The sequence below is a fragment of the Chryseobacterium sp. AG844 genome, assembly GCF_003182335.1.
GTDB lineage: Bacteria > Bacteroidota > Bacteroidia > Flavobacteriales > Weeksellaceae > Chryseobacterium > Chryseobacterium cupriresistens.
In genome coordinates, this window is record NZ_QGTV01000035.1 from 1 (window position 1) to 20947 (window position 20947).

The following is a 20947-nucleotide window of genomic DNA, read 5'->3' on the forward strand; positions in this document are numbered from 1 at the left end:
ATCCGGGTATTACAACCCTGTGGATTGGACTCAAATGTTTTAAAGATATAGCCAAAGCTTACAAAATCTTTAAAGATCTGTCCACACGATAGTCCTTTGGAGGGGTGGCAAAAATTCAAAGAATTTTTGACGGGGTGGTTAGCTTTTCCTACAGATTTCACGGATTTACACAGATGTTTGTGTATTATAAAAAATCTTCGATTTTTAAACTTAAGTGAACTTCTCAGCAGTTTATCTGCACTTAAAATCAACTTAAGTGTTTTTATCTTTTGTGGCTTTTGACTTCGTCGAATCTTCGATTTGTGGTTAAAATACAAAGTTTTCAGCTATAAAAACATTTCATTTATCAGATAATTTATCATAACTTGCAGGAATTATGATGTCGAAACGTTGCAAATATGCGCTTAAAGCAATGGTCAGATTAGCAAGGAATTATAACCAGGGCTTTCTGCCAACTTCCGTTATTGCACAGGACGAAAACATTCCCAAAAAATTTCTGGAACAAATCCTTCTAGAACTAAAAAGAGCCAAACTGGTCAACAGCAAGCAAGGTAAAGTAGGAGGGTATTATCTTTTAAAATCACCCGATGAGGTCTCATTAGCAGACATTTACAGAATCTTTGACGGTCCTATTGCTCTTACACCATGTGTTTCCTTAAATTTTTACGAAGCATGTGATGATTGTGTAGACGAAGCAGTATGCTATCTGAGGAAAGAACTTATGATCGTTCGTGAAAAGACCAGAAAAAGCATGATGGAAGCTACCTTAACCAAGTTCATCAATAAAGAATAAAATTTTTTTTATTTAAGTTCTACTATTTTGATAGGAGTTATAGAATTTTATATATATTTGCAAGACTTAAATCTCAATTCAAAATGGAAAACAGTCTGAAAAATGAATTCGAAAATCTTGTGAAAGAGGCTGATGAAGCTTCTTTTCAAACTAATGCACTGCAAATACTGACTGAAAGATTCCCGGGTAAAGTGATCTTTTCAACCAGTTTCAGTTACGAGGATCAGGTCATCACTCATCTGACTAAAGATTTAAATATTGAAATTTTCACCCTGGATACGGGAAGACTTTTTGAACAGACTTATGAAACCTGGACTTCCACCAAGGCTTTCTTTAAAAAGAACATCAAAGCCTATTATCCGGATACGGAAGAGCTCAGAGAATTTGTAACAGAAAACGGCCCTGATTCATTCTATCAATCCGTAGAAAAAAGGAAAGCATGCTGTACAATCCGAAAGGTTCATCCTTTAAGAAAAGCACTGGAAGGCTATAAGGTATGGATTACAGGACTGAGATCCGAACATTCTCCCAACAGACAGAATATGCCTCAGCTGGAGTGGGATCCTGATAATAAAATCATCAAATTTCATCCCATCCTTCACTGGACGACAGAACAGGTGACAACGTATGTAAAAGATCATCATCTACCTTACAATCACCTTCATAAAAAAGGATTTGTGAGCATAGGATGCGAGCCCTGTACCAGAGCGATCAAAGAAGGAGAAGATTTCAGAGCAGGCCGCTGGTGGTGGGAAGATGCCAACAAAAAAGAATGCGGTCTGCATATTCATCAATAAAAAAAAGAAAAAAATGTCGATACATCAGTTAAACTATTTAGATCAGTTAGAAGCCGAATCTATTTACATATTAAGAGAAGTCGCAGGCCAGTTTGAACGTCCGGCGTTGTTATTCAGTGGAGGAAAAGACAGTATCGTACTGGCGCATCTGGCAAGAAAAGCATTCTTCCACGGAAAAATTCCGTTTTCATTTGTTCATGTAGATACAGGCCACAACTTTCAGGAGGTTTTGGATTTCCGTGATCAGCTGGTGGAACAGCTAGATGTGAATCTGGTCGTCAGGAAAGTGGAAGACACGATAAAAAGTAAAAAACTGACTGAGGCTAAAGGTAAATTCCCGAGCAGAAACTGGCTGCAAACCTACACTCTTCTTGATACTATTGAAGAATTTGAATTCGATGCCTGCATAGGAGGAGCCAGAAGAGATGAGGAAAAAGCCCGCGCCAAAGAAAGAATCTTCTCTGTTCGTGATGAATTCGGGCAGTGGGATCCTAAACTTCAGCGTCCTGAGCTGTGGAATATCTTCAACGGAAGAATCCACAAAGGAGAAAATGTAAGAGTTTTCCCAATCAGCAACTGGACAGAGCTTGACATCTGGAATTATATCCGAAGAGAGAAAATTGCACTGCCTTCCATCTATTTCTCGCATGAAAGAGAAGTAATCGACTTTAACGGACAATGGCTGGCCAATTCTTCCCATGTGGTTTTAGAACCGGAAGACGTCATTACTACTAAGAAAATCCGTTACCGCACCGTAGGAGATATGACCTGTACTGCAGCTGTGGAATCTAATGCTGTTACGATAGATGCCGTTATCGAAGAAATTGTAGCTACAAGAATCTCAGAGCGTGGCGAAACCAGAATTGATGACAGGGTAACAGAAGCCGCTATGGAGGACAGAAAAAAAGGAGGCTACTTTTAGATAAGCAATCAGCAATGAATAATAAGATAACACCTTTACTTCTTAAAACAACAAAATATTACTCATTGCCTATTACTCATTACTTATAATTAAAATTCGGATGGATATATTAAGATTTATAACAGCAGGAAGCGTGGATGACGGTAAAAGTACCCTTATCGGCAGACTGCTTTACGATAGCAAAAGCATTTTACAGGACCAGTTGGAAGTCCTTGAAAAACATTCTAAAAACAAAAATGAAGACGGAGTAGACCTTGCTCTTTTAACAGATGGTCTGCGTGCAGAAAGAGAACAGGGAATCACCATTGATGTTGCCTACCGCTATTTTTCAACGGCAAAAAGAAAATTTATCATCGCTGATGCTCCCGGTCATGTACAATATACCCGGAATATGATCACCGGAGCATCCAACTCAGATCTGATGGTTATTCTGATTGATGCACGAAAAGGCGTGATTGAACAAACCAGAAGGCATTCCATCATCGCCTCTTTATTACAATTAAAGAAAGTAGCTGTAGCCATTAATAAAATGGATATGGTAGATTATTCGGCAGAAGTTTTTGAAAATATAAAATCAGAATATGCAAAAATTGCAGAAAATCTTGGACTGAATGATGTAAGTTATTTCCCGATCTCTGCATTAAAAGGAGATAATATTGTTTCAAAATCTTCCAGAACAGACTGGTATGAAGGAAATTCTTTACTGGAATATCTTGAAGAAGTAACGATCAATGAAGAAAAAAATAACGGAAGCCGTTTTCAGGTTCAGTACGTGATTCGTCCTCAAACCGAAGAACTGCATGATTATAGAGGATATGCCGGACAAATATTAAGTGGAAAATTCACCAAAGGAGACAAAATCCATATACTTCCTGCAGACCTGGCCACTGAAATCACCAAAATTGAGATCAATGGCATTGAAAAAGAAGAAGCCTTTGAAGGCCAGCCAGCCGTTATTCATCTAGCTCATGATGTAGATATCAGCCGTGGAGATATTTTTGCCACGGAAGAACATGTTCCCACCGTTGAAAAAGATCTTGAAATTCTTTTATGCTGGCTGGATCAGAAACCGTTGCAGCCAGGAAACAAATACCTTTTGCAGCAAAACAGCAGACTGATAAAAGCAGTAGTAAAAGAGGTTGATTACAAGATCAATGTGAATACTCTTATAAGGGAACAGGCCGATGGAGAGATCAAACTGAATGAAATTGTGAAAGTTACCCTGCGAACGGCACAGCCTTTGGTCTATGACAGCTTTACCAATAACAAAACAACGGGCTCTGCCATTCTGGTGGATGAAACGTCCAATTCAACGGTAGCAGCCTGTATAATTCAATAGAAAAAATGGCAATTTCCGATCAACTCATAGAAAGAATTCATCAGACTAAGCAAAACAGTATTCATGGATTCTTTGATAAAATAAAGACTAAAAAGTGGGTGAAGGATTTGTATGAAACACTTTTCCTTCCTCAGGATGACAATACTGAAGATCAGCTGAAAAGAAATTTTGAAGCGCTCCAGGAAACACTTTCAGACCTTATCAATACGGTAACAGGAGATAAAATTATTACCGAAAAACAGGTTAATCGTTTTTTTGAAGCTTTACCACAACTCTATGATCAGCTGGTACTGGATGCAAAATCCATTCTGGAATTTGATCCTGCCGCTGACTCACTGGAAGAAGTATACCTGGCATATCCCGGCTTTTTTGCCACGTATGTCTATCGTATCTCGCATCAGCTCTGGAGTCAGGAAGTGAAAATTTTACCAAGGGTCATCTCAGAATATGCCCACAGTAAAACGGGAATTGATATTCATCCGGGAGCCACCATCGGAAAGTCTTTTTTCATTGATCACGGAACAGGAATTGTGATCGGAGAAACAACGGTTATCGGAAATAATGTCAAAATCTATCAGGGAGTAACCCTCGGAGCCTTGAATGTTTCCAAAGAAAAAGCCCATCAGAAAAGACACCCCAATATTGAAGATGATGTGATTATCTATTCGGGAGCTACTATTCTGGGAGGCGAAACTACCATAGGCAGGGAAAGCATTATCGGCGGAAATGTATGGGTTACACAGGATGTTCCTGCCAATTCTCTGGTCTACCACAAAAGCGAAATAAAAATAAAGGATAATTCTTCATTGCCGGAATCATTAACCTTTGTGATCTAAAAAACAAAATAAAAAGTACATTGATATGAAATTTCAGAATGCATTAGAAACGATTGGGAATACACCCGTCGTGAAAATCAACAAACTCTTCGGTTCAGATCATGAAATCTGGATCAAACTTGAAAAAAACAATCCCGGCGGAAGCATTAAAGACAGAATCGGACTGGCGATGATTGAAGATGCAGAAGCCAAAGGATTATTAAATAAAGACAGCGTTATCATAGAGCCTACCAGCGGAAATACAGGGATAGGACTCGCTTTGGCTGCTGCCGTAAAAGGGTATAAGCTAATCCTTGTTATGCCTGAAAGCATGAGTATAGAACGCCGTAAAATCATGGAAGCGTACGGAGCAGAATTTTTGCTTACCCCAAGAGAAAAGGGAATGAAAGGGGCTATCGAAAAAGCCAATGAGCTTGCTGAAGAAACGCCCAACTCATGGATTCCCAGACAGTTTGACAATCCTGCTAATGTAAAAGTACATGTAGAAACCACCGCTCAGGAAATTTTAAAAGACTTTCCGGACGGCCTTGATTATATCATTACCGGAGTAGGAACCGGAGGACATATCACCGGAATAGCAAAAGTGGTTAAAGAAAAATTTCCTAACGTAAAAGTAATTGCTGTAGAACCGGAATTATCTCCTGTATTAAGTGGAGGAAACCCGGCACCACACCCGTTACAGGGATTAGGAGCAGGCTTTGTACCTTCCATTCTGGATATTACTCTTTTAGACGGAGTGATTACAGTAGGCAAAGAAGAAGCTTATGAATATGCCCTTAACGCAGCTAAAAAAGAAGGTCTTTTTGTCGGAGTTTCCACAGGAGCCGCTTTAGCAGCCATCGCCAAACATTTACCGGAAATACCCCCTAACGCTAAAATCCTGACAATTAATTACGATACCGGAGAGAGATATCTGTCGGTAGAAGGACTTTTCTAATTCCTTAATTAACAACTACTTCAATGAAAACAAATATAAAATCACCAAAGGTCTTCCTTATCGGTGCAGGGCCCGGCAACCCTGAACTGATCACTGTAAAAGCTGTAAAAGCAATCGCAGAAGCAGACGTTGTTTTATGCGACCGTCTTGTAAGTCCTGAGATTCTGGAAACCTACGTCAATAAAGACACAGAAATTATTTATGTAGGCAAAGAATGCAGCAAAAATGCTTCCACCCCTCAGTCTCATATCAATACTTTAATGGTGGAATATGCCCGTCAGAATAAAACGATTGTAAGACTCAAAGGAGGGGATGTTTCCATATTCTCGAATATTCTTGATGAGTTACAGGCTTTAAAAGAAAATCATATTCCTTACGAAATCATTCCGGGAATTACAGCCGCTTTAGGTGCGGCAGCCTTTGCAGGGATGCCTTTAACGGCCAGAGGATATTCCACATCCGTTCGTTTTCTGACGTACTATAAATCAGAGATTGTAACTGAAGAGTATTGGAAAGAACTTGCTCTCACCAATGATACCCTTGTTTTCTATATGTCTAAAGGAAACCTTACTCCTCTTGTGGAAAAGCTGAAAGCACTTCAGATTTCAGGTGATAAAAAAATTGCAGTCATTGAACAGGCTACGACTCCTTTCCAGAAGGTGTATACGTCATCATTTGATGATTTTAACGAAAAATTCGGAGACAAAAACTTTGCTTCCCCTTCATTGGTGGTAGTGGGCAAAATTGTAAACCTCCATGAAGAATTTTCATGGCTTGAAAATGCCGAGCAGGAAGGTCTTTATTTCAAATCAGTGGAAAACGGAACTCTAATCCCTACAACTCAAAATTTCTTTGAATATGCTGTCTGAATCTAAATTAAATGTATTAAAACAAATCTCCGGAGACCTCTCCAGAGACGAAGCCATCTGGGCAAGCGGATATCTTGCGGGTATTGCCGGAGGGTCCTCAATTACAGCCGTTCTGCCACCACTGGAAACGAATACCACTACACAGAATGCTGTAAAGAAAATAACGCTGGCTTACGGTACAGAAACCGGAAACAGTAAGAAACTGGCTACTGCACTGGCCGGTATCGTGAAGAAAAAAGGGCTTCAGGTAAAGCTGGCTGACCTTTCCCAATACAAGCCTAAAGATCTTGCAAAAGAGGAGTTCTTTTTTGTCGTCATCAGTACTCAGGGAGAAGGTGAACCGCCTGCTCTTGCTAAAAAATTCTACGATTATATTCATGAAAATGAAATTGATCTCAGCGGACTTAAATACGGAATTCTGGCATTGGGAGACAGTAGTTACCCTCTGTTCTGCCAGACTGGAGAAGATGTGGATTCACGCTTTGAAATATTAGGTGCCCAGCGTATTATTCCATTGAAAAAGTGTGACATTGATTACGAACAGGAAGCTTCCCATTGGATAGAGCATGTATTTGAAACAGTCAATAAAAATGCGGTGCAGAGTACAAAAAATATTTCAGCGCCAAAAGTTTCCGCCGGAAGAAAAAGATATCAGGGGAAAGTGTCTGCCATTATCAATCTGAACGATATTACCTCAGAAAAAGAAACCTATCATATTGAAATTGAAACCGAAGAAGCGCTTAGTTACCGCCCCGGTGCAGCTTTGGGAGTGATCCCTTTCAATTCAAAAGAGGTTGTAGATGAGATTATTACACTCACAGGAATTAATCCTAAAAAACAGGTTGAAACAGCAAAAGTTACAGACACTGTGGAAGAACTCCTGCACAAGCATCTTAACATCAGCTATTTACTTAAATCTGTAGTGGCTCAATATGCAAAAATAACAGGACATTCCATTCCGGAAGTCAGATTAAGTCTTCTTGATCTTCTTAGAATTTATCCTGTAAAAAATGCAGACGAATTTGAAGAAATCTTACAGATATTAACCGCTCAGGCACCACGTCTGTATTCCATTTCTTCCTCTGTGGAAGCTCATGGTGATACGGAAATTCATATTACGGTTGCTAAATCAGAATTTTTTATTGACCATCAGAAACATAATGGGTTATGCAGTGGATTTCTGAGTGAATTCAAAGAAGGGGAAGCGGTGGAATTTTTTATTCAGGAAGCAGGTCATTTCAAATTACCGGAAGCGGATAAAGATATCATCATGATTGGTCCGGGAACAGGGATTGCGCCTTTCAGATCATTCCTTTGGGAACGTGATGCCACTGGTGCAGAAGGAAGAAACTGGCTGTTTTTCGGAGACAGGAATTTTGTTTCAGATTTCCTTTACCAGGCAGAGCTGCAGGATTTTCTCAAAACAGGCAGTCTGACCCATTTAGATCTTGCTTTTTCCAGAGATACAGCTGAAAAAGTATATGTTCAGCACAGGTTGGAACAAAAAGCCCAGGAAGTTTTTTACTGGCTTGAAGGCGGAGCATCGGTGTATGTATGCGGTGCTAAAGAACCAATGGCCCGTGATGTAGAACAAACGCTTCTCACCATTATCCAGACTGAAGGAAAACGCAGCAAAGATGATGCTGTAACCTATCTGGAAGAAATGGAACTGAGCGGCAGATATGCTAAAGATGTGTATTAAAAAGAAGTACCCGTAAAAATTAAAGGAAACGATTATGAACAACAATAAAGAGAACCTTTCACCGGTAGAAAAAATTAAAACCGGCAGTAACGGACTCAGAGGAACTTTAAAGGAAAGTCTTGCAGATAACTTCACCGGAGCCATCAGAGAAGATGACCAGACTGTGATCAAATTTCACGGAATGTACCAGCAGGACGACAGAGACAGAAGGGAAGAGCGTGTCTCCAAAAAACTGGAATGGCTGTATTCTTATATGATCAGATTAAGACTTCCCGGCGGTTTTTTAACTCCGGAGCAATGGGTAGGATTGAATGAAACGGCTGAAGATCATTCTACGGGAACGATAAAAGTGACTACCAGACAAACCATTCAGCTGCATGGTATTTTAAAATCTCATTTAAGACCTACCATCCAGAGCTTCAATCTGCAGCATCTGGATTCAATTGCCGCTTGTGGAGATGTCAACAGAAACGTAACCTGTACAGCCAATCCTTCGGAATCCCCTTTACAGCAGGAAGCCTACGAACTGGCAGGTAAAATCAGTGAAATGTGTCTTCCGAAAACCAAAGCTTATTATGATATCTGGATTGATGATGAACTTCTGGTAGACCGTAAAGCAGAGGAAGATCCTTTGTATCAGGACAGATATCTTCCTAGAAAACTGAAAATAGGAATAGCCGTTCCTCCCAATAACGATGTGGATGTATTCATCAATGATATTGCCTTAATTGCGATTATCGAAAATAATAAAATCGTGGGTTACAATATTGCTGCCGGAGGGGGATTAGGTGCCACTCACGGAAATGAAGCCACGTATGCCCGTCTTGCTTCTATCCTTGGATTTGTTGATACCGAAGAAAAAGTATTGAAAGCCGTCTACGAAATTATCACGGTACAAAGAGATTTCGGTAACAGGAGCGACCGGAAATTATCAAGATTAAAATACACCATTGATAAATTAGGTATCGATCAGTACAGAGCTGAAGTAGAAAAGAGAGCAGGCTTCAGTTTTGAGCCGGCCCGTGAATTTAAGTTTACACAAAGAAAAGACCGCTACGGCTGGATACAGAATCATGAAGAAAAGTGGTTTTACACCGTATTTGTAGAGCATGGAAGAATCCTTAATACAGCAGAATATCCTTTAAAATCAGGGTTACTAAAAATTGCGCAGACAGGAAAAGCCAATTTCCGTTTTACCTGCAACCAGAACCTTATCCTTGCTGATATTGATGAAAAAGACAAAGCTGAAATTGAACATATTTTAAAAGAATATGGTATTTCAGATTCTACCAATGGGGCCAGTGCCTTGCGTAAAAACTCTGTCGCCTGTGTCGCTTTGAATACCTGTTCACTGGCTCTGGCTGAAGCCCAGCGTTATCTGCCTTCACTGGTCACCAAAATAGAACCAATTCTTGAAAAATACGGCCTGCTGGAAGAAGATATCACGATCCGTATGACCGGTTGTCCTAACGGCTGCGGAAGATCTCCGAATGCTGAAATCGGATTTGTGGGGACCGCGTATGGAAAATACAATCTTCACATTGGAGGAGACCGCCTGGGAATGCGGCTGAATACAAAATTTAAAGAAAATATTGGTGAAGAAGAAATTCTGACCACTCTGGATGAACTTTTCGGGATTTATGTACAGAAAAGACTTGCAGAGGAAACATTTGGTGATTTTTCATACCGTTACTTACATACTTTAAATTAATTATATGGCTGATTTTCATTATGATCTGAAAAAAAACAAAAAAACTCAACCTCTTCATTTAAGCGGACGAATGTGTATGTGTTGTTGATTCTCAAATAACAATACAAACAAGCTGTTTGAAGTTTTTCGATTCAAAACCGCAAAAGTCACAAAAGTTTTAAACCTTTAAGCTTTTTAAGAGCCAAACTATGTGCATAATAAGTACACCTAAGTTTTGTAAAATCTTTGATTTTCATCCAATGTGAACTTTTCTACAGTGTCATTTTAAACTTACATAATTGAACTAAAGTGTTTTAAAATGAAAACTTTTGTGCCTTTTGTGGTAAAAATAATCAATGTAAAATTTCAGGCAGCTTCATTCTCAACCTAAAAAATGAAGCAAAAATGAAAAACAAAAAACAGGGAAATTTTCTACCAAAAGCAGGTGTTATTGCATTTACATTTCTATTTTTTAACCTGGCAGAAGCTCAGCAGCAGCTTATAGAGCTTAGCGGAAGCATCAAAAACACAGGAACAAGCAAAGGTCTTGACTCCGTAAAAGTACAGATCGAAAACACGCAGGATGCCGCATTAACGGATCAGGCAGGTAATTTTAAAATAAGAACAAGAGTTACCATTCCATTCCGGGTGGTTGTTCAGAAAGATGGTTTTAGCAGTCAAACTGTTGAAATCCTTTCGCCTTCCAACAAAATAACGATAGGCTTAAACCCTCAGAATACCATTATTGATGATGTGGTAATTTCTGCCTCCAGAGTTCCGGAAAAAATATTAAGATCACCGATTGCCATTGAAAAAATTGATATTAAAACGATCAGAGAAAGTCCGGCAGCTTCATTTTATGAAACACTGGAAAATGTAAAAGGGCTTCAGCTTTTAACATCAAGCCTTACGTTGAAAATTCCTAATTCAAGAGGTTTTAATTCGCCCAATAATTTCCGTTTTATGCAGCTGGTAGATGGAGTAGATGTACAGTCGGCAACCTTGGGAGTGCCGCTGGGAAATGCGATAGGACCTACAGAACTGGATATTCAATCTATGGAAGTAACTCCGGGAGCGGCTTCTGCATTGTACGGAATGAATGCCATCAACGGACTGGCAAGTTTACAGACCAAAGATCCGTTTACCTCGGAAGGAATAAGTGTTTATTTCCGTGGCGGAGTAAATCATGTAGACAATGTGAACCATAAAATAAGTTCTCTGGGAGAAAGTGCTGTCCGCTTTGCGAAAGTGATCAATAAAAACTTTGCCGTGAAAGTCAATGCCTCTTATTTCAGTGGAACAGACTGGATATCGAATAATCTGACAGATCAGAATCCGGGATCATTGGTTACAGCCAATCCTAATTTTGCTTTGGCCAACAATCCGGCTGGAGATCTTTGGAATAAATACGGTGACGAAAGAAACAACCGTGTAGCTGTAAAAGTAGATTACAACGGAAAACCAACCACATTCAACGTTTCGAGAACCGGATATCTGGAAAAAGACCTGGTAAGCCCTGACGTGAAAAATATCAAGTTTGATGCAGGTTTATATTATCGTTTCGGAGATCAGTGGAGAACATCTTATGGGTATCGCTACGGCTTGCTGGACGGAACTTTCCAGAGAGGTAATAAAATCCGTCTGCAGGATGCTACGGTTCAGAATCATAAAGTAGAACTCACAGGAAGAGAATTAACCTTCAGAGCTTATGTATCGATAGAAAATACAGGAAATTCCTATAATCTCAAACCTTTGGCAGATAATCTTGATCTGACTAATCTTTCCAATGCCAACTGGAAAAATATATTCCAGACTGCGCTTCAGAACAGCCTGAATGCCGGAACTAATCTTAACGAAGCATTTATTCTCGCCCGTCAGGAAGCTGATAAAAACAGGGCTGTACCGGGAACCGTAGCTTTTGAACAGCTAAAAAATACCATTATCGGAATTAATAACTGGGATTCGGCCAATGCAGGAGTAGCAGGAGCTCCGGCAACAGGAGGGGCAAAACTGGAACAGAAATCCCGCTTTTATCAGGGAGAACTGACCTATGATTTCAGCAGGTTTGTGAAGATATTCAGCCTTCTGGCTGGTGTAGATTACCGACTGTACAGCATTACTCCGGATGGAAATAACTTTGTTGATTTTAACCGTCCCGTGAATGAAAGAAACATTCCTTTAGCGAATGGTACTTTCGGGAAAGATGTTATCTATCAGAAATATGGGGCTTTTGCACAGATTACCAGGCTTTTCTTCGATGATAAAGTAAAAATTAATGCCGCTTTACGGATCGACAGAAACCCGGAATTTGAAGCCAAACTAAATCCAAGAATAAGTGTAGTGTATTCCCCTGTAAAACAGCATAATTTCAGGGCCTCTTTTCAAAACGGCTATCGTTTTCCATCTTTATTTGAAGCCCTTTCATTCGTGAATAACGGAAATGTAAGAAGAGTAGGCGGACTTTCAAAAGTGAATGATGGATTAGGCTATCTGGAAAACTCTTATACGCTGGCATCCATCGATAAATTTACCTCAGCAGTAAACGCTGATGTTGACGCAGGAAAAACCCAGGATCAGGCAGCTCAGGATAACAAACAGCTTTTAACGGTAGCCAATCTGCAGAAGTTACAGCCGGAGAAAATCAATTCGTTTGAAGTAGGGTATAAGTCTACTTTTTTCAATAATAAACTGGTGCTGGACTGGGATTTTTATTACAATATCTACGAAGGATTCCTTGGTCAGGTAGAAGTGGCTGTTCCTAAAAACAGCCAGGTAGGAAGCAATACCTCTGTTCTTGCCATGCTAGACAGAAGTAAACAGGACCGATACAGGGTTTATACCAACAGCTACAGTACCTACAAAAGCTACGGAACATCTTTAGGAATCCGATATAATATCACAGGAAATTATAATATCAACACCAATGTTTCCTATAATGATCTGGCTTCCAATAATAACTCAGACCTGTTTATTACAGCTTTCAACACTCCGAAGTGGATGGTGAATATAAGCGTGGGAAACAGAGAGATTGTTAAAAATATAGGATTTACTCTTGTGGCCAGATGGCAGAGCGGTTTTATGTGGGAAAGCCCTTTAGCATCCGGAGAAATTCCCGCTTATTACACCATTGATGCACAGGCAACATGGAAGCTTCCTGAAATCCGTGCAAATATTAAAATAGGTGCTACCAATCTGCTGAACCGCCGTTACTTCCAGTATGCAGCAGGTCCGGAAATCGGAGGACTGTATTATCTCGCTTTTACGTATGACTTAAAACTGTAATCAGGATGAGCAATTCTTTATATCCCATATTTTTAAAACTTGAAAACCTGTCGCTGCTGATCATTGGCGGCGGCAAGGTTGCCCTTGAAAAACTGGAATCTGTTCTGGGTAATTCTCCGGAAACTTCCATCAAACTGGTAGCCAAAGAAATCATTCCGGAGGTTAGAACTTTACAAAACCAGTTTTCCAATATAACACTTCATGAGAGAGCATATCATGACCACGATTTTAACGATACTGATCTGGCCATTATTGCGGTAAATGATGTTGAACTGGCCGGGGAAATCAGAGAAAAAGCCCAGCAAAAAAGTGTACTGGTCAATATTGCGGATAAACCTGATCTTTGTGATTTTTATTTAGGATCCATTGTTAAAAAGGGAAGTCTTAAAATAGCTATTTCCACCAACGGAAAATCTCCAACCATCGCTAAAAGATTAAGAGAAACCTTTACCGAAGTGATTCCTGACGAAATGGATCATGTATTGGACAATATGCAGTATATCCGTAATCAACTGACAGGCGATTTCGATTATAAAGTAAAAGAACTTAATAAGATTACAACAGAATATCTGTCCGAAGGAAAAGCTGCTGCAAAACCGGATATGGAAATTCAAAAGCTGATCAGTATCACCAAAACAGCCCAGAGAAAAGCCAATATTTATCTGGGCATCATAGGAGTTTTGCTTCTTTTCGGCCTGTTTGGACTTGTGGTGTATCAGTTCAATCTTTCCGGAGATATTCAGTATTTTCTGAATAAAGATGGTCATATTTTTTACTGGATGCTGTTTGCGGGCTTTATGGCAGAAATTGTCGCCGGATCTATGGGAATGGGCTATGGAGTGATATGTACTACGATTCTTTTATTACTGAATGTTCCACCGCCGGTTGTAAGTGCCAGCATCCACTCTGCGGAATCTTTTACCACAGCAGCCGGGAGTTTCAGTCATTATAAACTGGGAAATGTGAATAAAAAAATGGTCTGGGTGCTGTTTCCATTGGCTATTGTGGGCTCTGTTATCGGTGCTTTAACACTGTCTCATTATGGTGAACATTACGCTTACATCGTAAAACCAATTATTGCCTGCTACACGCTCTATCTTGGAATTAATATCTTAAACAATGCATTTAAAGATAAAAAAACCGGACAAGCGAAAGCCAAACGCAGAACCAATCTCAGAATATTAGGATTGGCAGGCGGCTTCATAGATTCTTTTGTCGGCGGAGGCTGGGGACCTTTGGTAACTGGAACGCTGATCAAAGAGGGAAGGATTCCCCGATATGTAGTGGGAAGTTCTACTGTTGCCAAGTTTTTACTAACCATTACCAGTGCCATTACCTTTATTTTTACCATAGGTATCCACCACTGGAATATTGTTCTGGGACTTTTATTGGGTGGTGTTTTTACCGCTCCGTTTTCTGCGATGCTTACGGCAAAACTTCCAACAAAGAAAATGTTTGTGGTGGTAGGAATGGTGGTTATTGCCATGAGCCTTATTACGATTATAAAATCAATCTTCTCATAAGAACAAATATACATCAGAAAGTATTAAACGCAGAGATTTTAATGTTTACTTTATTTTGAGGCATCAGGGGGAAAATTAATGATGCACCTTATGGGCACTACCATTACTCATTTTAGTAGAAATCTGAACCATTAAAACTTTGCGTTTTTTATAGCACTTATTATTTTACAGATTGCTGTTCTTTTTTAATTTGTTCAATTCCCTGTATGTAGGTAGTTACATTAAATTCCAGGAATCTTTAAGGCGAGCTTTAACTATAAAAACAGAGTAACTGAATCTAAGGAAGTTGTAACATAATCTCTGAACAATGTAAAAAAGCAGAAAATAATTAGGCTGAGAAAATAAAAATACAGCATTGAATCATTTTTAACCACAAAAGGCACAAAAGTTTTTAATACTTCAATTTTTTCAGAGCCAAACATTGTGCGTAATAAGTACACCAAAGTTTTGTGAAAATCAAAGTTTTTCATCTTATGTGAACTTTACTGCGATATCATTTTACCTAAATAAACTTAAGTGTATTAAAATGAAACCTTTTGTGACTTTTGTGGTTGGATAAAGAGTAAAAAAAAATTATAATAATCAGGTAATTCTTTACTTTTTTCAGCCTTACTGTTTTTATTTTCGATCCAAGGCCAGGTAATTATCCTCAATTCTGCTGATCAGAATGTAGAAAAGGCCTGCATAGATCATCTGAATTCCCATTGCTTCCCAGTTTTCAACAGTACTGCTTCCAAAAAGGAGCAGGATAATCAGAGAAGCTCCGGCCATCGCCGTAATACGGGTTTTAAAACCAATGATCAGCAGCAGGCCGATTATAAATTCGAGAAAGGGGAGAGTGACACTAAAAAGATGGACCAATGGCTGCGGAAGCCAGCTTGTTTCAAAACCCTTCATCATTCCTGATGCAAAGTCCTGTAATTTTACCAGTCGGACCAATCCGTGTCCCAAAAAGTTGATTCCCATCGACACACGAAGGAAAAAATAGGCTGTTTTTGTGTTATTCATAAAGGTATTTTTTTTAGGATGGAAGCTGGAAGCCGGATGCTGGAAGATATAAATCTGTTGGGATACACTTTTATTGTGTTCATCATTATTCAATTATTCTGTAATTGTTTTTACAGACTTCGATAACTTCCTTCCTCCAGCTTCCCGCTTCCTTACTTATTAAACTTTTCTTCGCTGTTGTCAACCGGAGTATCGGGATCGTTCATCACCATTTTAGCAATATCATCTTTTCTCATAAAAACAACTCCCTGTTTTTGTTGTGTATATTGAATAAATTCCTCCATGGCATGTACCATTGCAGGAGTTCCACCGATTCTGTCATGAAAACTGATACTCATCATTCTCCTTTTGGAAGCTCCTTCTTCATACAAACGGTCAAATTCAAATTTCAGCTGGGCTAAAAACTGCTCCGGGCTCCAGTGTTTCCCTTCAATATTGACAATATCATTGTTACGAAGCGTATAAGGAACGACTACAAAGTTTTTTCCTTTTACCTTTGTAATAAAAGGCTCATCATGGCTCAGGTCATCAATATGATACAGAAAACCCAGTTCCTGTAATACTTTAAGTGTATTCGGGCTTCTTCTCAACCAGTTAGCATTATAACCAACAGCTTTCTGCCCTGTAATTTTTTCTACAACATCCACACCTTTCTTTACGAAATTCAGTTCGTCAGCATAATTTTTATTCCACTGGTTATCCCAGGTAAAACCATGAGCGGCAATTTCATGACCTCCGTTGGCAATAGCTTTGGCGACTTCAGGATACTTTTCAGCAGCACTTCCTACGACATGAGAGGTAACTTTAATGTCATATTTTTTCCATAAATCCAGCATACGGTAAATTCCTTCATTTCCTCCGTAGCGGTACCAGCTTTCTGCGGGAAGATCCGGCTGTCCCTTGGGAAGAGGAGTTCCACTGAAAGGACTTTCAGCGCCTTCCGGTTGTCCACCCGTTTCAAACTGCATGGAAACGGAAATAACCAATTGAGCACCATTCGGCCAGTATTTTTTTGTTCGGGCCTGTTTTTCATGCTGTTGCTTTTTTTCTGCTGTACCCCTTTCATGATCAGAAAAGGACATCAAAACAATTGCTGAGGCAAGCAGCAATGCTGATTGTTTTATATATTTCATTTTGAATGTATTGATAAGGCAAAATTCATCAATATTCCATTGGCATATATTGTAAAAATTAATGGTAAATTTGTAAAAATCCATTCTTCTATGAAACGAATCGTTAATTTCAACTCTTTCAATGTTTTCAGTATTGAAAAGGAAAACTGGGATGTTGAATATCACAATCATAATTTTTATGAATTGATCATCATAGAAAGCGGAAAAGGATTTCATCACCTCAACAGCATTACTTTCCCGTATAAAAAGGGGGATGTATTTCTACTCAGACCAAGTGACGGCCATGAATTTTCAATTAAAAACAAAACGAAATTCATTTATATAAAATTCACAGAACAGTATATCTGGGAAAACTTACTGCCCAACAAAAAGAATGAACTTAAAAAGGCTGTACAGCTCCTGATGGAAGATCATTCCTTTGTGTATGAATCAGCGATTAAGAGTAAAACAGACCGGGAGCATCTTTTACAGCTTGCCCGCATTCTTCTGTATGAATTCAGCCATAAAAATACCTATAACAAAGAGATAACTACTGATCTGTTTTCGGGTATTATGACTATTCTTATCCGGAATACGATGCAAAATGCTACTGCAAAAAACCGGCTCGCTCAAAATCTAAACAGAATTGAAAAAATACTGTATTATATCAATGTCAATGCTCTGGATGCTGATAAAATGAAAATTGAGAACCTGGCTGAAGAATTTATGCTTTCTCCTAATTATATCAGCATTTATATTAAAAAACAGACAGGTTTCTCCATACAACAGCACATCATACAGCATAAGCTGAAGACTGCTGAAAAGCTTTTACTGCAAAGCCATTATAATATCAGTGAAATTGCCGACAGGCTGGGTTTCAATGATGCCAGCCATTTTAATAAAATATTCAAAACGTACAAACAAATGTCACCTTCTCAGTTTAAAAAGAAAGGTTGATCTTATTGATCATCTGATTATATTTTTTTATATCTTTAATAATCAAATCTTTAAACCCATGAAAACGAGTTCCGGGATTCTGCTCTTTAAAAAAGAAAAAGACAGTCTGTATTACTTTCTGGTTCATCCCGGCGGCCCTTTCTGGAGAAATAAAGATTCTGGGGCATGGTCTATCCCCAAAGGAGAGATTCTTCCCGATGAAGATCCCTTGGAGAGGGCATTAACGGAATTTAAAGAAGAAACAGGTACAACAGCAGAAGGCCAATTCATAGAATTATCACCCGTCAGACAAAAAGGAGGAAAAACAGTTTATGCATGGGCCCTGGAAGGAGACATTGATACTTCAGACCTTTACAGCAACAGCTTTCCACTAGAATGGCCGCCCAAATCCGACAAAATAATTGAAATTCCTGAAGTGGATCAATGGGAATGGTTTGCTTCAGAGGAAGCACAAAAACGGATCAATCCGGCACAGAAAGATTTTATTACAGAACTTGAAAGTATATTAAAAAATCACTAACACCTAACAACAAAAGCCATGAAAAAATTAAACAGAAAAACATTAAAAAACATGATCGGAGCCATTGGAATAGAACTGAATCTTCCTCTTCCTGTAGGCGTTTGCCTTGGCAATCTGCTTTCCCTTTGTCCTCCTCACTCTCATTGTCGTGCAGATGAAAGGTGCTATCCTGATGCTGCCGGCCCTTGCATCAACGGGCTTTGTCCATCAGGCTACCACTGCCATTCGGGAGAATGTGTCAGATAGAATAAGAAAACAAAAAAACCTTTATCAGTGCTGATAAAGGTTTTTTATATAGTACAACTATTATTTATCGTTTTATCCCAATTGCTTTTAATGCACTGGATGTTAAAAAGATATCATCAAACACCGTCAGTGATTCCACATCATTGAAGCCTGTAGGAATCAGGTCATTTTTATTAAAAGACAATTCAATAGAAGGGTCGTATGAAGCAATGATTCTCACTTTTGAATATCCATTATAATCTACCTTAAAGCCTTCAAACATACAGTTCTGCTCAGCCTTCTGGTACTCTGCATATTCTTCGAAACCCATAATATCCGTTCTTCTTCCATCGTTATGATCCAAAGATTTCCATGCGGTATAATTTTTCGGTTCTTTCAGAATATTTCCTTTACGGTCTACAGGAACAAACATTCCAAGAGTCAAACGCTTCTTTAAGAAATTGGCATAATTATTCATCAGATTCAAAATCTGAAGATCGGCATATCCTTCGTGTGAATAATATTCCAGCACGAAAGTTGTCATAGGAATCAGCTTAAGAGAAGCATCAGTGGGCATAATGAGTCTTTACTTTTTTGGCCGATAAAAATAGTATTTTTATTTACTTTACCCAATGGGAACAGATGAATAGGATGGAATTTATACCCATTCTGAATAACAATAACTTTGGCATAAACCCTGATTTTTCATTATTTTTGAAGGAATAACCTTAGAAACCATTATGAACCATCTGCAAAAAACAGGATCGTTTTTGTGGATACCCATTACAATATGTTGAATAAGATACTATTGGCAGCCGGCATTTTTCAGTGCTGCTTTTATAATACCATGGCACAAAGCCCTGGCCAACGCCCTGTTTATACGTCAGAATGGGGACATCTCTTTCGTGAAAGTGGAAAAAATAAAGATCTTTTAGGAATATTTTCTACCGAAGCACCTGTTTATGTTCTGGATTCTACCCAAACGCAATACAAAGTACAGGTAAGCAACGGTGATATTGGATTTATAGACCGTCAGCCGTTACAAAAAAGTATGCGTGGGAAAAAGTCTGCCGGCGAACCCGCTCAGTATTTTTATAGAGGAACAGAAGGACATCAATGTCCGCATTTTTATGTGCAGGTATCTGAGCTGCGTGTACGAAAAGCGCCTACCACAGAAAGTACAGCCATACGCAGGGCTGCTTTAAACGAACTTGTCTGTATAGATTATGTTCCTTTATATGAGGACGGCTGGATTTATATCGGGGATCATTTTCATGAGAATCCGGAATATATTCAAATGAAATATCTGGGAACCGGACTTACTTACGACAGGATTCTGAAAGATTATCTCGCAGTTAAAGATAAAAACAAGGAAAAAGAACTGGCTCAGGTGGGAAGATTACGTGAAATTGCATGGCAGGAAGATAAAAACCTTAAACAAGCATTACAGTACTGGAAAGAATCCAATACCGGCATAGAAAATCCAAAAGTAGATATCGATTTTGAACTTCTTCTGGCAGATCAACTGGCAAAAAAACCAGAAACTGAAGCTTATGAAAAAAAACTGAAAGCCTTAAATATGCATTTTGTGTGGAAAGAAACCCAGCTTTTTGACGGAAAAATCACTGATGCACAGATGAAACAGCTGGAGATGCAGAAGGTAAAAGACATTCCCAATACCCCTGAATGCGGCTGGGAACCTCAATATTTTTACAGAACCTCTGATATGATGGTTGCTTTTGAAGAATATAAAGGAAAAGTTTCCGGAAGCATTTACAAAATGTCCTTCAACAATGGCGAAGCTGTGATTCTGGGAAATGAACGTATGGATTCTAATTATAATGAAAAGGATTTTGTCAACCATTTTGGAGATTTACTCTCAACACGCTGGATTTCCTCTCCACACGAATATTACATTCAGAATGGAGATGCCGGGCTCTTTATTTTTACTTTTAAAGAGGGGAAACTTTTCAGCTATGAATGCATGTATTATTGTTAGAAGTTTTTAAATTATATTATCAATAGAGGCGGGCTAATCCCTGATTTATATATCAATAAGCGGGCTTTAGCCCGCTTATTGATTAATGATGTATCAACGGCTTCAGCTGAAACTTAGCCAATATTAAGTTTTGGCTGAAGCCAAGGTATTTGTATCTAATTGTTAAAACGGGCTAAAGCCCGTTCCTATTGAATATTTACATTTGTCTCTGCTATAAAACCACATTTATATATCAATAGAGGCGGGCTTTAGCCCGCTTATTTTATAAAGTATCCTTCCATTGGCTTTAGATTCTGTGTTAACTTCCAAATATTTTTTATACATTTATATTTATAAAAGCAACCTTGAGTTAGCTTGCGTAGGGTGAACGTCTTTGATTTTTACCCTACTTTCTTCAAAATCTATCTGGTAAAAAGTTTTATTTTTAAATAAAATA

Annotated in this window: 18 protein-coding genes; 15 read left to right on the forward strand and 3 right to left on the reverse strand. The window is 38.8% G+C overall.

From position 1 onward, the window contains the following. Nucleotides 1-376: 376 nt before the first annotated feature. From DEU40_RS21560 to DEU40_RS21610, 11 genes are all read left to right on the forward strand, one after another. Nucleotides 377-793, forward strand: a complete 417-nt coding sequence (locus DEU40_RS21560) for an RrF2 family transcriptional regulator (protein ID WP_062669451.1) — start codon at nt 377-379, stop codon at nt 791-793. A gap of 83 nt (nt 794-876) precedes the next feature. After that, nucleotides 877-1590 (forward strand): phosphoadenylyl-sulfate reductase, encoded by a 714-nt coding sequence (locus DEU40_RS21565; protein WP_110011756.1) that lies wholly within the window; start codon nt 877-879, stop codon nt 1588-1590. A 13-nt stretch (nt 1591-1603) separates the two neighbouring features. After that, the gene (gene cysD, locus DEU40_RS21570; RefSeq protein ID WP_110011770.1) at nt 1604-2512 is read left to right on the forward strand and encodes a sulfate adenylyltransferase subunit CysD; all 909 of its coding nucleotides are present in this window, start codon (nt 1604-1606) and stop codon (nt 2510-2512) included. Between the two features lie 100 nt (nt 2513-2612). After that, entirely contained in the window at nt 2613-3851 is a 1239-nt protein-coding gene (locus DEU40_RS21575; RefSeq protein ID WP_110011757.1) for a sulfate adenylyltransferase subunit 1, read from the forward strand. A gap of 5 nt (nt 3852-3856) precedes the next feature. Next, the gene (gene epsC, locus DEU40_RS21580; RefSeq protein WP_110011758.1) at nt 3857-4687 is read left to right on the forward strand and encodes a serine O-acetyltransferase EpsC; all 831 of its coding nucleotides are present in this window, start codon (nt 3857-3859) and stop codon (nt 4685-4687) included. Between the two features lie 25 nt (nt 4688-4712). Continuing rightward, a complete protein-coding gene (cysK, locus tag DEU40_RS21585; protein ID WP_110011759.1) occupies nt 4713-5624 on the forward strand; it encodes a cysteine synthase A in 912 nt (303 codons plus the stop codon). Nucleotides 5625-5647: 23 nt separating this feature from the next. Then, nucleotides 5648-6493 carry a uroporphyrinogen-III C-methyltransferase gene (cobA, locus tag DEU40_RS21590; RefSeq protein WP_110011760.1) on the forward strand — a complete coding sequence of 282 codons (846 nt, stop codon included), beginning with the start codon at nt 5648-5650 and terminating at the stop codon, nt 6491-6493. Beyond that, the gene (locus DEU40_RS21595; protein ID WP_110011761.1) at nt 6483-8195 is read left to right on the forward strand and encodes a sulfite reductase flavoprotein subunit alpha; all 1713 of its coding nucleotides are present in this window, start codon (nt 6483-6485) and stop codon (nt 8193-8195) included. The genes cobA and DEU40_RS21595 overlap by 11 nt, the downstream gene beginning before the upstream one ends. Nucleotides 8196-8229: 34 nt before the next feature. After that, nucleotides 8230-9906, forward strand: coding sequence for an assimilatory sulfite reductase (NADPH) hemoprotein subunit (gene cysI, locus DEU40_RS21600; protein WP_110011762.1), 1677 nt, complete (start codon nt 8230-8232; stop codon nt 9904-9906). 384 nt (nt 9907-10290) lie between these two features. Beyond that, nucleotides 10291-13167, forward strand: coding sequence for a TonB-dependent receptor (locus DEU40_RS21605; RefSeq protein WP_110011763.1), 2877 nt, complete (start codon nt 10291-10293; stop codon nt 13165-13167). A gap of 5 nt (nt 13168-13172) precedes the next feature. Next, nucleotides 13173-14690, forward strand: coding sequence for a TSUP family transporter (locus DEU40_RS21610; protein ID WP_110011764.1), 1518 nt, complete (start codon nt 13173-13175; stop codon nt 14688-14690). 618 nt (nt 14691-15308) lie between these two features. Here DEU40_RS21610 and DEU40_RS21615 read toward each other — a convergent pair. Beyond that, entirely contained in the window at nt 15309-15698 is a 390-nt protein-coding gene (locus tag DEU40_RS21615) for a DoxX family protein (protein ID WP_146207894.1), read from the reverse strand. Between the two features lie 152 nt (nt 15699-15850). Further along, nucleotides 15851-16831: a polysaccharide deacetylase family protein gene (locus DEU40_RS21620; RefSeq protein WP_110011771.1), complete on the reverse strand. Its 981-nt coding sequence runs from the start codon at nt 16829-16831 to the stop codon at nt 15851-15853. A 90-nt stretch (nt 16832-16921) separates the two neighbouring features. Here DEU40_RS21620 and DEU40_RS21625 point away from each other — a divergent pair, with 90 nt between their 5' ends. The 3 genes from DEU40_RS21625 to DEU40_RS22235 are packed head-to-tail and all read left to right on the forward strand — an operon-like array spanning nt 16922 to nt 18533. Continuing rightward, nucleotides 16922-17767: an AraC family transcriptional regulator gene (locus tag DEU40_RS21625; RefSeq protein ID WP_146207895.1), complete on the forward strand. Its 846-nt coding sequence runs from the start codon at nt 16922-16924 to the stop codon at nt 17765-17767. Nucleotides 17768-17825: 58 nt separating this feature from the next. Beyond that, on the forward strand, nt 17826-18287 hold the full coding sequence (locus DEU40_RS21630) for an NUDIX hydrolase (protein ID WP_110011767.1): 462 nt from the start codon (nt 17826-17828) through the stop codon (nt 18285-18287). Nucleotides 18288-18305: 18 nt separating this feature from the next. Continuing rightward, nucleotides 18306-18533, forward strand: coding sequence for a hypothetical protein (locus DEU40_RS22235; RefSeq protein WP_062669420.1), 228 nt, complete (start codon nt 18306-18308; stop codon nt 18531-18533). A gap of 64 nt (nt 18534-18597) precedes the next feature. Here DEU40_RS22235 and DEU40_RS21635 read toward each other — a convergent pair whose 3' ends face one another. After that, nucleotides 18598-19089 (reverse strand): hypothetical protein, encoded by a 492-nt coding sequence (locus DEU40_RS21635; protein ID WP_110011768.1) that lies wholly within the window; start codon nt 19087-19089, stop codon nt 18598-18600. 213 nt (nt 19090-19302) lie between these two features. Between DEU40_RS21635 and DEU40_RS21640 the strand changes: the two genes are divergently transcribed. Continuing rightward, a complete protein-coding gene (locus tag DEU40_RS21640; protein ID WP_137904973.1) occupies nt 19303-20511 on the forward strand; it encodes a hypothetical protein in 1209 nt (402 codons plus the stop codon). Nucleotides 20512-20947 lie beyond the last annotated feature (436 nt).

Bases quoted from the DNA above. Each gene is read 5' to 3' on its own strand.
- DEU40_RS22235 (WP_062669420.1), top strand. From the start codon at position 18,306: ATGAAAAAATTAAACAGAAAAACATTAAAAAACATGATCGGAGCCATT.
- epsC (WP_110011758.1), top strand. From the start codon at position 3,857: ATGGCAATTTCCGATCAACTCATAGAAAGAATTCATCAGACTAAGCAA.
- DEU40_RS21565 (WP_110011756.1), top strand. From the start codon at position 877: ATGGAAAACAGTCTGAAAAATGAATTCGAAAATCTTGTGAAAGAGGCT.
- DEU40_RS21630 (WP_110011767.1), top strand. From the start codon at position 17,826: ATGAAAACGAGTTCCGGGATTCTGCTCTTTAAAAAAGAAAAAGACAGT.
- DEU40_RS21625 (WP_146207895.1), top strand. From the start codon at position 16,922: ATGAAACGAATCGTTAATTTCAACTCTTTCAATGTTTTCAGTATTGAA.
- DEU40_RS21575 (WP_110011757.1), top strand. From the start codon at position 2,613: ATGGATATATTAAGATTTATAACAGCAGGAAGCGTGGATGACGGTAAA.
- DEU40_RS21560 (WP_062669451.1), top strand. From the start codon at position 377: ATGATGTCGAAACGTTGCAAATATGCGCTTAAAGCAATGGTCAGATTA.
- cysK (WP_110011759.1), top strand. From the start codon at position 4,713: ATGAAATTTCAGAATGCATTAGAAACGATTGGGAATACACCCGTCGTG.
- DEU40_RS21640 (WP_137904973.1), top strand. From the start codon at position 19,303: ATGTTGAATAAGATACTATTGGCAGCCGGCATTTTTCAGTGCTGCTTT.
- cobA (WP_110011760.1), top strand. From the start codon at position 5,648: ATGAAAACAAATATAAAATCACCAAAGGTCTTCCTTATCGGTGCAGGG.
- DEU40_RS21615 (WP_146207894.1), bottom strand. From the start codon at position 15,698: ATGAATAACACAAAAACAGCCTATTTTTTCCTTCGTGTGTCGATGGGA.
- DEU40_RS21620 (WP_110011771.1), bottom strand. From the start codon at position 16,831: ATGAAATATATAAAACAATCAGCATTGCTGCTTGCCTCAGCAATTGTT.
- DEU40_RS21595 (WP_110011761.1), top strand. From the start codon at position 6,483: ATGCTGTCTGAATCTAAATTAAATGTATTAAAACAAATCTCCGGAGAC.
- cysD (WP_110011770.1), top strand. From the start codon at position 1,604: ATGTCGATACATCAGTTAAACTATTTAGATCAGTTAGAAGCCGAATCT.
- DEU40_RS21605 (WP_110011763.1), top strand. From the start codon at position 10,291: ATGAAAAACAAAAAACAGGGAAATTTTCTACCAAAAGCAGGTGTTATT.
- cysI (WP_110011762.1), top strand. From the start codon at position 8,230: ATGAACAACAATAAAGAGAACCTTTCACCGGTAGAAAAAATTAAAACC.
- DEU40_RS21610 (WP_110011764.1), top strand. From the start codon at position 13,173: ATGAGCAATTCTTTATATCCCATATTTTTAAAACTTGAAAACCTGTCG.
- DEU40_RS21635 (WP_110011768.1), bottom strand. From the start codon at position 19,089: ATGCCCACTGATGCTTCTCTTAAGCTGATTCCTATGACAACTTTCGTG.